The sequence below is a fragment of the Candidatus Omnitrophota bacterium genome (assembly GCA_003598025.1).
Lineage (GTDB): Bacteria > Omnitrophota > Gorgyraeia > Gygaellales > Profunditerraquicolaceae > Profunditerraquicola.
Map to the genome: position 1 here is coordinate 1 of QZKH01000002.1, position 13,826 is coordinate 13,826.

General features: G+C 37.1%; 12 protein-coding genes and 2 tRNA genes. 10 read left to right on the forward strand and 4 right to left on the reverse strand.

Going from position 1 to position 13,826, the window contains the following annotated elements:
* The first annotated feature begins 84 nt into the window (after nt 1-84).
* Nucleotides 85-161: transfer RNA gene (locus C4533_00165), tRNA-Val, on the forward strand.
* Nucleotides 162-316: 155 nt separating this feature from the next.
* Nucleotides 317-392: transfer RNA gene (locus tag C4533_00170), tRNA-Asp, on the forward strand.
* A 136-nt stretch (nt 393-528) separates the two neighbouring features.
* On the opposite strand, the gene C4533_00175 is transcribed toward C4533_00170, so the two are convergent.
* Entirely contained in the window at nt 529-2,160 is a 1,632-nt protein-coding gene (locus tag C4533_00175; GenBank protein RJP29444.1) for a hypothetical protein, read from the reverse strand.
* Nucleotides 2,161-2,216: 56 nt separating this feature from the next.
* On the opposite strand from C4533_00175, the gene C4533_00180 reads away from it, so the two are divergent.
* Together C4533_00180 and C4533_00185 are read left to right on the forward strand one after the other, a co-directional pair.
* Nucleotides 2,217-3,149: a class I SAM-dependent methyltransferase gene (locus C4533_00180; GenBank protein ID RJP29445.1), complete on the forward strand. Its 933-nt coding sequence runs from the start codon at nt 2,217-2,219 to the stop codon at nt 3,147-3,149.
* Nucleotides 3,118-4,641, forward strand: coding sequence for a radical SAM protein (locus C4533_00185; protein RJP29446.1), 1,524 nt, complete (start codon nt 3,118-3,120; stop codon nt 4,639-4,641). Before C4533_00180 ends, C4533_00185 begins: the two co-directional genes overlap by 32 nt.
* Before the next feature lie 8 nt (nt 4,642-4,649).
* On the opposite strand, the gene C4533_00190 is transcribed toward C4533_00185, so the two are convergent.
* The 3 genes from C4533_00190 to C4533_00200 are packed head-to-tail and all read right to left on the reverse strand — an operon-like array spanning nt 4,650 to nt 8,010.
* Nucleotides 4,650-5,780, reverse strand: a complete 1,131-nt coding sequence (locus tag C4533_00190; protein ID RJP29447.1) for a glycosyltransferase family 2 protein — start codon at nt 5,778-5,780, stop codon at nt 4,650-4,652.
* Nucleotide 5,781: 1 nt separating this feature from the next.
* A complete protein-coding gene (locus C4533_00195; GenBank protein ID RJP29448.1) occupies nt 5,782-6,627 on the reverse strand; it encodes a glycosyltransferase family 2 protein in 846 nt (281 codons plus the stop codon).
* Between the two features lie 3 nt (nt 6,628-6,630).
* On the reverse strand, nt 6,631-8,010 hold the full coding sequence (locus C4533_00200) for a glycosyltransferase (GenBank protein RJP29449.1): 1,380 nt from the start codon (nt 8,008-8,010) through the stop codon (nt 6,631-6,633).
* A 64-nt stretch (nt 8,011-8,074) separates the two neighbouring features.
* Between C4533_00200 and C4533_00205 the strand changes: the two genes are divergently transcribed.
* Genes C4533_00205 through C4533_00230 form a run of 6 tightly spaced genes read left to right on the forward strand, consistent with a single transcriptional unit; the run spans nt 8,075 to nt 13,769 of the window.
* Nucleotides 8,075-8,815, forward strand: a complete 741-nt coding sequence (locus C4533_00205) for a methyltransferase domain-containing protein (GenBank protein ID RJP29450.1) — start codon at nt 8,075-8,077, stop codon at nt 8,813-8,815.
* Nucleotides 8,816-9,631, forward strand: a complete 816-nt coding sequence (locus tag C4533_00210) for a class I SAM-dependent methyltransferase (GenBank protein RJP29451.1) — start codon at nt 8,816-8,818, stop codon at nt 9,629-9,631.
* Nucleotides 9,628-10,800 carry a glycosyltransferase gene (locus tag C4533_00215; GenBank protein RJP29452.1) on the forward strand — a complete coding sequence of 391 codons (1,173 nt, stop codon included), beginning with the start codon at nt 9,628-9,630 and terminating at the stop codon, nt 10,798-10,800. Before C4533_00210 ends, C4533_00215 begins: the two co-directional genes overlap by 4 nt.
* Nucleotides 10,801-10,816: 16 nt before the next feature.
* On the forward strand, nt 10,817-11,710 hold the full coding sequence (locus tag C4533_00220; GenBank protein RJP29453.1) for a glycosyltransferase: 894 nt from the start codon (nt 10,817-10,819) through the stop codon (nt 11,708-11,710).
* Between the two features lie 6 nt (nt 11,711-11,716).
* Nucleotides 11,717-12,670, forward strand: a complete 954-nt coding sequence (locus C4533_00225; protein ID RJP29454.1) for a glycosyltransferase — start codon at nt 11,717-11,719, stop codon at nt 12,668-12,670.
* Entirely contained in the window at nt 12,663-13,769 is a 1,107-nt protein-coding gene (locus C4533_00230; GenBank protein RJP29455.1) for a glycosyltransferase family 2 protein, read from the forward strand. Before C4533_00225 ends, C4533_00230 begins: the two co-directional genes overlap by 8 nt.
* The last annotated feature ends 57 nt before the right edge of the window (nt 13,770-13,826 follow it).

Below are 13,826 nucleotides of genomic sequence, written 5' to 3' on the forward strand. Positions count from 1 at the left end.
ACGTGAAGTCGGCATCCCGACCGAATGCAAATGAGCGTCGGGACTGGTTATATGTTTTGGTATAGGGAATACAGAGAAAATTTTGGGCGCTTAGCTCAGCTGGTTAGAGCGTGTGACTTACATTCACAAGGCCAGGGGTTCAATCCCTCTAGCGCCCACCATATATTAGTTCATAGTTGATGGTTCATTGTTCATGGGTTAATGGATTCGGTGATTTCTATGAACCTTGAACCATGCACTATGAACCAATATTTAGTTGCATTTAATAAGAAATTGGGTAAAATATAATTCCCGCTTGTAAGTACCGATAATTTCAGGGCCCGTGGTGCAGCCTGGTTCAGCACGTCAGATTGTCGATCTGAAGACCGCGAGTTCAAATCTCGTCGGGCCCGTTCTTCTTCATCACCCCCAACAGTTCCGATCACTCCAGTTAAAAAAGTAGGTTTTATGGAAAGATACTTAAGATGTGCCGCAGGATTTCTTATATTGTCAAGTATTTCACTGGTGCAAACAGGTGTCCTACGGTGTCTATCTAGGAGAATCTGGGGATAAAATAGCGGGGTTATTCTGCGTTTTATAAATCAATATCCCAATAATTCCGTTTTCTTTGTCGGGATTTATAATAAATTCTGCTTTTTCAAGTTTTTCTAACCCAGGAATAATTTTTTTAAATTTCTCATTTGAACAATACGTTTCGTAAGTCCCTTCGCGTAAAAAAATATAGTCTATCTCCGATATAAGCCCCGAACCGATATATCCGGTACGATCAAGGTAAAAAATGTTCGGCAGGTTCCTCAGTTTTGACTTATACAGCAAAGCCGGATAAATGTCTGTGCATCCGGTACCGACATATATTTTTGCGCCTTTGGTGCTGTGAGCGCTGATTAAATCCAAAATTTTATCGGTTCCCCGGTCATAATCTGCAGCCGGATAATAAAAATGCCTGGGGAACTCTAAGAATATCGGGTCATAATCATTCCTTAATTTAAATCCGCTCTCCCATTTGTAGGTTGGTATGTATTTTTTCCATTGTCCGGGTGTTACCGCGGTATTGGTTATAAAACTCGCAGTCAAGAATACAATAATAAAAATACAGGAAAATTTTCTAACAAAACTCGATTTCATTCCGTTTATTCCGATTGACGTTGCTATTGCTAAAGCGGGGAATATAGGGAGAAGGTAGCGCACCTCTTTAACAAACAGAAAAAAGAAAATAATGAAAGGAGTTATTATCCACAAAAATATAAGGTTTCTTAAATGTTTAGTCAGAAAAAATAAACTTATGAAGAAAAATAAGAACATTGGCAAAGTAATGGCATCTGCAAGCGCAATAAAATAATATATATTAGATGCCGGGGTAAAATTCTTATATCCAAGCATGACGCCCATCTCCGTAAGAGAAGATATGCCTGAGATTATTTTGCCTTTATTAATTATGACCCAGGGAGCACTTATCGTAATAATAATCATCATTGCCAGCAACAAATTCCTAATAAGTGATTTTTTCATGTTTTCAGAATATTTGTTCCACTTCGAACATATATTTATAAAAATGAACAATAGCACTCCGGATATAAAGGCCGGTGCCGTAAATTTAGTTAAAAATGATAATCCCAAAAAAATAGCAAAATAAATTATGTATTTAGTTTTGTTTAAATAGTTGCTTTTTAGCAGGAAAAATATTGATAATGTAATTAATGGGGTCAGGAAGACTTCCAGAAATAAATCTTTATATATAGTGTAAACATAAGGGTAAAAAGCGATAATAAAGACAGCAAATATCCCGGATTTCTTGGAGTGCAGCAGGCAAGCGGTCTTGTAAACCGCGAAAAACAATGCTAATGATGATATGGCCCCGTTTACAATCATTGCGGTCGATTCACATTTGCCAAATAAGATAAAGAAAGGAGAAATCAGATAATAAAAAAATGGGGGGTAAGGAAATGAGTATCCTATAAAAGCAACCGGGTTGGAAATTATAAGTAACGGGTTTTTCAAGCCTTCATAAGCCAGAAGCGAAAAAAAGAAGTGTATTGCAGGATCGCCGATTAGCTCAGCAGAATTTTTTTTTATCCATAAATAGTTGGATAAATTAAATATCAGCCATATAAAGGAAATAGGTGCGATCGAAAGCAAGTATTTTTGCGTTTTGGTGTTCATACAGCTTAATCGTTTATAGGCTTTTAAAAAAACAAAATTTATTATAATATATTACTATGGCGCTTATTATTAATTCAGAAGAATGTATAGTTTGCAATAATCCATACTTTAAGCTCATTTATGACCTCGGTCAAGCCAAAATTGTGAAATGCACGGCATGCGGATTAATGAAATCCCATCCGATATTAAGCGATATACAGGCAGCTAAATTATATAATGATAATTATTTCGAAAGTAAGAATCCGAGCTTAATAGGATATGGCAACTATTTTTCCCAAAGAGAAAATTATTTAAAGACTTTCTCAAGAAGGTATTCATTGATCAAAATGATAAGATCCAAAGGGGCGCTTTTGGATATCGGTTCGGGACCGGGGTTTTTTGTCGAGATAGCGCTGAAAAATGGATGGGATGCTTTCGGTCTTGATATTTCTGAGGCGGCAGTTAAATATGCCGAAAAAAGCATAGGGGATAAGCGGATATTCCTTGGTAACACAAAGGCATATTATTCTTCCGATAAGCAGAATGCATTTGATATTATAACCATGTGGGATTACATAGAACATTCCTTTGACCCGGCAGAGGATTTATCTTTGGCTTGGAAGATGCTGAAAGAAAATGGCATGCTGATTATTGAAACGCAAGACTCAGGAAGCTTAGCCGCCAGGATATTAAAGGAGCGGTGGTGGCATATGGCTAAGTATAGAGAGCACATTTATCATTTTTCAAGGGTAAATTTAAAAAAGCTGCTTGAGAATAATAAATTCACCGTCCAGTATTTTACTAACCGGCATTGCGGTAAGTATATTGATATTAACTTTATTATTGAAAGGATGCGCTTATTTGGCCCGGTATCAGCTAAATTAAGCAAGCTGCTTTTGCATAAAATAGGGAATCCGTCGTTTTATGTGAACCCTCTTGATGAGATGATAGTTGTGGCAAGAAAATTTAGCACGCAAAATGAATGCTCTGTTAATTTCATTACAGGATAACTTGGAGATAGGCGGGTTGAAATACCTTCACTATAACCTGCTTGAGAATAATCATAATTCATATTTGCTTTTTTCTCCGGGATTTGTACCCGGGCCTAAGAAGGCGCCTGGTTTGAAAAAATTCATTACCGGAGTTGACCCTGCTTTTATAGGCATAAGTTTGATGAGCCATGAATTTAAAAAAGCCGCTGAATTGACGGAGTATCTTAAAAAAGAGATAAGCGGTGTCCCCATAATTTGGGGAGGGGTACACCCAACAATATATCCCGAGAGCTGTTTAAAGTATGCTGATTATGTTTGTATTGGAGAAGGTGACAATGTCATTTTAGATATAGCAGAAGCCGTTGAAGGCAGGAAGAATATCAGGGGTCTAAATAACCTGGCCTATGTTGACAGAGGTGCTATCAAAAGAAATCTGCTTAGCCCTATTATCACGGACTTAGACAGGCTTCCAGAAGTCGATCGTGTTTTTAAAAATAGTTTTGTGCTTACAGAGAAAGGAATACAGGGGTTTTCAAAAAAACATTTGCAAATATATACCAGGTATTCTGGCAGGATGTACAATATTATGACTACTCGAGGCTGCCCATTTTCATGCACCTATTGTTGTAATAATTTCTTTTCACAGTTATATCATACAAAGATAGTAAGACGCAGGAGCGCGGATAACATTATTTCAGAGCTTGAAAGGAATGTTTGCAGAAACCCAGAAATAGAATACGTTAATTTTCATGACGATTGTTTTATAGAATGCAGCGAGGATTATTTAAAGGATTTTTGCGCAAAATATAAGAAGGCTATAGGCAGGCCGTTTATAATCAGGGCAATACCTGCGTATATAAACGAGAATAAGATCGGCGTATTAAAAGATTCCGGGCTTGCCTGGATCAATATGGGCTTGCAAAGCGGAAGTGACGACATACTGAGGGATGTCTATAAAAGGCGTTCATTAAAATCTGATTTTATCGCTGCCACAAACATCATAAAGAAATACGGCATTGCTGCTATCTATGATGTAATTCTGGATAATCCGTATGAAAGAGAAGAAGATAGCTTCGAAACAATGCGCATAATCTCATCCACCCCCAAACCATTTCATCTTGAGAGCTATTCGCTAGTCACTTATTACGGTACCGAATTATATAAGAGGGCAAAGCTTGATTATCCTGAATTTGCAGATAAATTTTTTGATAAAGATTTCCATTCTTTTAAGAAAAAACAAATTAATAAATTGATTAAATTAGCCAGTATTTTTAGCCCCAGTATTATGAACAGGCTTATTGAAATGTACAAAATCAAAAAAAATAATTTCCGGTTTAAAGTATTATTATCGCTTATATATGTATTCGGCATGCTGGTAATACTGCCGGTTAATTACATTAAGCTGATAAAACTATCCCAGGGGAAATCATATATAAGATCGCTTAATCATTTATCTGTTTTTATCAAGATAGGGATTTCCAGGCTCGTGAATAATTTTAGGATTGCCTGAGGGTTGTTTTAATGTTTATTCTCGAACGGGATTATTCCCGAAAGAAGGCTGTATCTTGACCCATTGTATCCTATAAACCTTCCAAAATACCTTCCTTTCTTCATCTTACCCCAGAGATCTGCATTAAAGGCAAAAGAGTTGTTTTCGATAACTGAAATGGCGCAAGGATAAAAATAAGGGTTAGATGAGTATTCAAAGATTTTTATTGTTTTCTGGCAGCCAATATTTGTTCTTGTTTTATTGTCTATGGTAAATACCGGAGGCAGGCGGCAAATAATATAATCAGATCCCTCGATTATATTTTTAGCTGGAAGCAGCCTGCTTATTGTTAACGCTGATTTCAAAATACCCCTCAGTAAAAAACTATAATGCTTACGGAGGTAATAGTTCTGGGAAGCTAAAGCAGATTCAATTGAGATTTTATAGTTTAATTTTGCACTTTGATTATGGTAATGTACGATTTCTGATTGGGGCAGATATACAAGCGAAAAACCCAAGTCCTGAGCCCTTTTAAACCAATCAGTATCTTCAAAATAAAGCCTGAAATTCTCATCGAATAAGCCTATTTTATTAATCCTGTCTCTACTGGTCATAAATGCAGCCCCCGAAAGCATATTAACCTGGACAGGATTTTCGGCGGTAAATAATCTTAGCAGTTTCTTCTGTAATATCTTATAGAAGGTTGAACCATAACCGATTAAGCCTAGTTGTTCATGTAACCTGGACAAAGGACTGGGCAGGAAATTGGAGCTCATCGCCACTTTTTGTTCGTCGTCTAACCACAATTTCGGCCCCACTGCGGCGACTCCGGGATACCGCAAGAGATAATCAGCCATAATAACTATTGAATCCCGGGCATATAACATGGTATCGGGGTTCAGGAATAATATAAGTTCACCTTTAGAATGCCTGTAACCAATATTGCTTGCCGCTGCAAACCCGTTATTAACATGATTAAAGATGATTTTCACTTCAGGGTAATTGATGCCTTTTAATTTTGCTATGTCATCGGGCGTAGAATCATTATCAACCACGATTATCTCTTTGTCAGGGATTGATAATCGGTTTATTGATGCAATGCATCTTAAAATATGATCTGCTGAATTATAGTTGACTATGATTATTGATAAGCTCGACATTTTATCTTAAAGAAATCCGGCCAGAAATTTTTTTAATTATTAATGTCAGAGAAATAACTATTACGTAAACCAGGAAAATAAAACGGTTGAAATGCTTTTTTACGTAGTTAAACCTGTCTCTATGCCAGAATTTAAACATATTTATTTTTTTAGTGCTTGCTCCGCATAAATGGATTATTTGACAGTCAGATAGAAAGTAAACCGCAAGGCCGTTTTCTTTTAATCTTTTACACCAGTCGACATCGCTAAAATATAAGTAGAAATTTTCATCAAATAACCCAATCTTTTTAAAGACCTCTTTTCTAGTCATAAGACAGGCTGCCGGAGGCTGGTCAATCCTGCAGGTGGTATTATGATCCCAGCCGTGCATGAAATATTTTTTTACAAACGGGTTGTTTTTGAATAATTCATTAAGTATCGTGCCATGGAAAAATATTGCTCCCGGTCCGGGAAAGTTCATGCATGATCTTTGTATTGTCTTGTCGGGATTAAGAAACTGGCATGATACAGCCGCAATCTGTTCGTTTTCCCTGAGAAACCCGTACATTTTATCTATAGCTTTATTTATGACTACCGTATCATTGTTAAGAAGGAGGATGATTTCTCCCCGCGCATTATCAATACCCATATTTACTGCTTTTGTGAATCCGAGATTATCATTATTTTGGATAAGTCTGATTTCAGGATAGAGCCCGGTTATTAATTTTACCGAATTGTCGCTTGAGGCGTTATCCACGATTATTGTTTCAAATGGCTGGACCTGACAGTTGTTATGTATGGATTTAAGGCAATCCAGGATATACTCTTCTGAATTCCAATTCGGGATAATGATGGATAATTTTATCATCGTTTAATGCCGTCTTAGACGGGAATAAATTTGTTCAATCTCTTGGCTGTGATGCACGATATCTTTTACAGGCTGGATATTGCTTTTGATTTTTTCCAGGATCTCCGGATTGTCTATTAAAAGTTTTATCTTTCTGTTTAATTCTTCCGCATCCCCTGGCTTAAACAATATGCCGTTTACCCCGTCTCTAATCACTTCGGGGAAAACCCCTGTTCTTGAACATATTGCAGGGGTCTTTGTATATAGGGCTTCATGCAACACTAAACTGAAAGTCTCAGGGCATAGCGAGGGTATAACTATGATATCTATCATGGATAATACGCTGCCGATAAGATTATGCTGGAATCCGGGGAAAACAAAGATATTATTTTTATGTAACGCCGCAATCTTCTCATTATATCTTATATCGCCTGTACCGGCTGAGCCGTAAATCCTTAGCTCTGCTTTATCATCCCCTATATCTTGGAATGCTTTTATAAGACAGTGAGCCCCTTTGTTATTGTTAAGATAACCAATAAAGCCAAATCTTAATTTAGGGCTTATTTGCTTTATATGATGGGTAGCCAGGAAATCGCTGTTTACTCCCAGTCCGGTTACGATTATTCTATTTCGTCCTACGCCATAAGATTCATATATATTCTTTACAATGTTTGACGGAGCGGTTATTGCTTCTGCGGAGTTTAACAAGCCTTTCATCATATCCAGCCTTTTTACTAAAGCAGTACGCATGGTTTTATTTTTTGCAACTCTAAATATAAGCGGTTTGATAAATTTAATGAACATACCCGGCAGGGCATGGGGGGTGTTTATTTTCGTGATTTTTAACAGCCTTATTGCACAGTAGTAATCTTTTAAGCATTCATTCAGGCATTTATCGATATTTTTCGGCCCGCTGCAAGAATCCCCTTTATCTGTAACCATATGGATCATTGGGCAAATGAACCAAAAATCGTGCAGCGTGACTACAAAAGGAATCCCGGCTTTTTGGATAATTTTTATTAAATTAACGGAAAGGTAGATAAGGTGTTGTATATGTATAAGGTCCGGATTTACTTCTTTTAAAAATGCCCCGAAACTCTTATCGATGTGTTCATTAATATAAAAATCCTCAAAATCATGGATTTCCGGACAATAATTTATGATTTCCCGGATTTTGACCGTTCCATCATAATAAGTCCTTTCGCGTAGTTGGTTTTTTCCGTATCCTCCAGACCTAACAAATATAAATACGGAATGATCCCTGGCAAGTTGTTCTGCGAGGTATTTGGTGTAAAGCTCCGTGCCCCCGGCTTCTAACGGAGGGTAACCGTTTGAAACAATCAATATTTTCATGTCATTTCTTTGTTTCATTATAAAGTACTGCTTAAGGATGGTCAAATGCATATTTATCTGCAAAACCCGAATTTTTTGAATTTATAGTTTATTAAAAAAGATGTATAATTGATTTGTGTTTACGCGCGTAAATAAGGCCATGAATTTAAGGTTTAATCTCAAAATCACGCTTATTAAAAGTTATTTTAATTATGTTTTAAGCAGAAAAAAAGGCTTAGAAGTAGGCGGGCCTTCGCCGGCCTTTGTATCTTGCCTGCCAGTTTATAAATCAATATCTTTGGTTGATAACGTAATATTTTCAGAGACAAACCTCTGGCGCAGCCAGGCAGAAGCTATCATCAGCGATAAAGCAATCGCGACAAAGTTCAGGGATCAGTTTATTCTTGAGGCGACAGATTTATCCAGTCTTAACGGAAGGAAATACGATTTTGTTTTATGCTCCCATACTTTAGAGCATATAGCCAATCCTATTAAAGCCTTAATTGAGTTTAAGTCGTTATTAAATAAAGGGGGAGTCATTGTCCTTCTTCTCCCGGATAAAAGGTTTACATTTGACCACCTTAGGCCATATACAAGTTTTGCCCATATTCTTTCTGATTTTATCCAAAACAAGAAAGAATCCGATTTAAGCCATCTCCAAGAGATATTAGATAAACACGATTTATCGAGAGACGCCGAAGCCGGCGATTTCAATAATTTTAGAAACCGGTCAATAAATAATACAGATAACCGCTGTCTGCACCATCATGTATTCAGTTTGAGCCTATTAAATGAACTCTGCCTTTATTTAAATCTAGAGCCGGTATTTAACCATGAAATTAACCCACATATTTTATCAGTAATGAAAAATAATTAAATGGTTGATAATAATAAAGTTAAAATCTGGTTTGCCAAGTCCATAGCAGGCTTTAATTCAATAATAAAATATACCTATATCTTCTTTTCAGAAATAATTTACTGCCTATCAAGAAAGCTGTTTCCCCGGGCCAGGCACCGGCCATCTGCCAGGATGATTAATCTGGTAACGGGTTGCACTAAATTTACTTGGTTTGTCGAAAGCGGAAAATTGGCAAAATTTTCTATAGAAGAGGCGTTATCGAGAAATAAGATTGATTACCTTAATTTCAACAATATGCTGGATTTCGGGTGTGGCTGCGGCAGGGTGATCAGCCATTTTTACAATCATGTAGGAGCCAAGATTTACGGCGTAGACATTAACAAATATCTTATTGATTGGTGTAAGGTAAATTTCGATTCGGCTGAATTTGATTTCGTGAAGCTGTCCTCGAGACTTCCTTACCCGGATAATAAATTTGATTTTATATATGCATTATCGGTTTTTACGCATCTTCCAGAAAACAGCCAGCTATTTTATTTTGCCGAGTTATGGAGGATTTTGAGGAAGGAACAATATCTTTTGGTGTCATTGCACGGTGATAAATACATACATATGCTTAACAGCAGTCAAGCCAGGGAATTTAATGATAGGGGAATAGCAGTCATAAATAGCAAAAAGCCTGGGTCAAATCTGTGTATAGCAATACACAGCCAGAGTTATCTGAGAGACAGATTATCAGAATACTTTCAGGTAGTTGATGTTGTGCGTGCCGGAGCCAAAGGAAACCCGGAACAAGACCTGTATTTATTGAAGAAAAACATTATTAATATATGAAAATAGCACTTTTTCATAATCTTCCTTCCGGCGGGGCACTAAGGGCCGCCTTTAACTTTGTAAAATATATTACAGGAGAAGGGCATATCTGCGATATTTTTACGGCTTCTTCAGCCGATACTGATTTCATGCCATTTAAAAGCATCGCCAGAAGCGTAAAAATTTTCCATGTAAAAAAAGGTATTTTTAATATCCGCTCATTGCTTCCTGGAGGCGTTTCCTTAAAATGCTTAGAAAATTTGCAAAAAAAAATTGCCCGTGAAATAGACGGGGGTAATTATGATTTTGTCTTCATTGAGCAGGATAGGTTTACATTCTCACCGTTCTTATTAAAGTATATCAACAGCCCCAATATTTATTATTGTCCGCAGCCGTATGGTTTTCATGAGGCTAAGATTATGGAGGTTTCTTCCAAAGCGGGGATAGCCGCGGATTTTAGAAACATAATAAAAAGGGCATTTTATAGTAATTGTTTATCCATTGACAGAGAAAATGCTCGGTTTGCTAAGCACATATTAACTAATTCTCATTTTTCCAGAAGCAATATAAATAAATGTTATGGCCGCCAGGCACAAGTTTGCTATCTTGGTGTAGATATGGAATTATTTAGGCCATTGAATTATGATAAGTCAAATTTTGTTATATCTGTAGGCAGGTGTACTCCGGCCAAAGGGTTTGATTTTATTATTAATTCCCTCGGTTTAATAAAAAAAGAATACAGGCCCGATCTTATTATTGTATCGGATATAATAGCAGCATTTTGGAAAAAGTATTTAATAAGGCTTGCTGCAAAAAATAACGTAAGTATTAAGATCAAAAGCAGGATCGGTGATTCAGAGCTTGTTAATCTTTATAACCGGGCAAGGTTATGCGTATATGCACCTTATCAGGAACCATTTGGCTTAGCTCCTGTTGAAGCAATGGCTTGTGGTACGGCTGTTGTTGCAGTCAGAGAAGGCGGAGTCGCAGAAAGTATAATTAACGGCAAAACCGGATACCTTGCTGAGCGCAATGAAAGTATTTTTGCTGACACAATTTTTAATGTTATTTCTGATTCCGGCCTTAGGGATAGGCTTGAAACCGCCGGCATCGCATCAGTAAGAGAACGCTGGTCAAGTATTCATGCAGGCAGAAGAGTCGTTGAGTACGCCCAGGCTGCCTTTAAATAAATAAGAGAACTATACCATGTCTATATTCAAGCCTTATATACCAAAAGTAAGCATTTGCATGCCTACTTACAACGGAGCCGAATATATTAACGAAGCCGTTAATTCTGTGTTGAATCAAAGTTTCGGGGATTTCGAGCTGATAATAGTTGATGATGCCTCGCGGGATAATACGCTCGATATTTTAAATAAATATAAGGACCCGAGGATTCGTCTTTTTAGAAACAAAAAAAGGGTCGGTCAGATTATGAATTATAATTTGAGCATTTCTCATTCAAGAGCAAAATATATAAAACCATTTCATCAGGATGATATCCTGGACAAAGAGAGTTTGTTGCTTAATACCCAGATAATGGATTCAAAGCCAGAGATAGGATTGGTTGTATCTCAAGCCTGCATTGTAGACAGCAATTCCGAAAAAGTGTCGTTAAGGCCGGTAACTTTTAAGCCGGGTATTATAGAAAAAAGAGCGATATTAAATAAATTCTTCTTTAATTTAAATTATAATTTTATCGGTGAGCCGTCTACGGTAATGTTAAGAAAAATAGCACTGCAAGAAATGGGGTATTTTGATGAGCGTATTCCCTCCAGCAATGATATAGAACTATGGAGCAGGATAAACACCAAATACAAATGCTACTATATTGATAAGCCGTTAGCATCAATCAGGTATCATAGCAAGCAGGAGATGCATAAATACAGGAAAAGCTTAAAGTTGGCAATATGGGATCATTGCAGGTTGTTCTCTGCGTTGTCAAAATATAACAATCTTACAGTATTTTATAAATCAGCTTTGCTGGCTGAATTTATTTTCAGATTACCCATATTAGTGTTAGGCAGGTCGATAAAAAAGATATTAAATATACCTGATGAAAAATTAATAATAAATAATTATCTAAACCCAAGAGAATAAGTTCAGATGCCAAAAATATCCGCTTCCATAATTATCCCCACTTTTAATAAAGCAAATATTTTAAAGATGGTCTTATCAGGTTATCTTGCTCAGGCTAAAGATACTCCTGATTTTGAAATAATTATATTGGATGATGCTTCAAAAGATAAAACAGGGGAAGTCGTGGCATGCTTTAGTGATAAGCTAAATATAAAATATATAAAACAAAGCCTCAACAGGGGGGCTAATTATAACAGAAATATCGGCATTGAGGCGGCAGTGGCAGAGTTGTTAATTTTTGCCGACCATGACCTTATTCCTTCTCCGGATATGGTCAAGCTGCATGTTTATCAGCATGAATTGGATCCCTCCGAGTCTTTAGCTGTGTTAGGCAATGTAAAAACCCATCCTGAGATATCCGGGCACAAATTGAGTTTTCTTTTTATGGAAAGGGCGTGGCACGGGATTGATAATGTTACCCGCCTGACATGGAGGTATTTTATAACCTGCAATTTATCTATAAGAAAAAAATTTATAGAAGAAAATGGCAAATTTGACGAGAATGTCATGCATAATGATGATGTTGAGCTTGGATATAGATTGTTTAAGCACGGATTAGAGATTAAATATAATCCGGAGATAGCCGGATATCATTATCATCCTCTTGATTTTGACGAATATATGAATATTGCTCAGAGGGATGGGGCAGCCGTTGCTTATTGGCTGAAGAAATCACCGCAGGCCAAGGGCCAACTTCTTGATTATGGGATTTTTTCCTGGAGTAATAGGCCTGGAAAACTTATCAAGCACGCGCTGGTCATCGCTGTTTTTAACAAATTTACTTTCCGTTTTATGCGCAAGCTGGCGTTGCTATTAACCCCGCACGGGAATATCGCCAGGTATTTTTATGGCGGAATATATCTTCATAGAAGAAGAGAAACAATAAAGAAATGTTTAAGGAATAATCAGACCTATGCCTAAAGTCGCGGTCATAGTCGTCAATTATAACGGGGCCAAGTTTTTAAAAGGGCTGATGAGCAGTATCGAGAGCCAAACAATAACTCCTTCAAAGCTCATATTTGTTGATAATGGCTCTTCGGATAACTCGCTAGAGGTCTTGAAAGACTATCCCCATATAACAATATTGAACAACAGGGCTAATCTTGGATTTTCTGTTGCTAATAATCAGGCATTAGGCAGTATTTCCTCAGATATAGATTACGTATGCTTATTAAATAACGACACGAGAATTGAGCGCCGCTGTATCCAAAACATGATTTTCTGTGCAGAGAGCAATGTAAGGATAGGCGCGGTTGCGCCGCGGATACTTTTCTATAATCCAGTACTGGTCTTAAATACAGATAAGCCCGCAGAGAAAATCGAGATTAAATCAATCATAATAGATGGAGATGAGCCTTATAAGATAATACAGGACAAACAGGTACGCAGCTTAGGAGAATTAAAATCATTAATGACCAAAATTTATGTTATGCCAAAAAGACCGGCTAAGACGGGGTCAATTGTGAAAATTGCTCTTGCTTCCGGCAATAAGCCGGTTGGGACGTTATTGCTTAATGGGAATAAGGCTGTTAAGCTCGAATATAAGCTTAAAATAACAGAGGCGTCTTTCGTACTGGATGAGCGATCTATACTGAACCAGAGATTCATAATAAATAATGCCGGTACTGATATCAGCCCTGCGGGATACCCTTTGGAATATGGTTTTGGAGAAGAAGATAGCGGAAAATATGATATGGCCAGGCATGTAAATGCATTTTGCGGTGCAGCGGTTCTAATCAAGAGGAAATTATTCAGCGATAAAATATTCGACGAGCGGTTTTTTGCTTATTATGAGGATATAGACTTATCAATCAGAATCAGGAAGAGCGGCTATAATATAATGTACTGTCCCGAAGCAGTTGCGTATCATTATCATACAGGAAGCAGCCTGACAAAAAAAGATGCGCTTAGTTTATTTAATAAAAGCAGGATAAAATTTTTATTCAAACATTACCCTTTCTGGTTCAGTTATATGGAATCGCTTAAATATGGCGTAAAGGCCTTCGTGTGCCGTAGTTAAATCCGGCTAAAAGGCGTATAAATATTATCATCGGCAGAGCGTTAATCCGCTAAATAA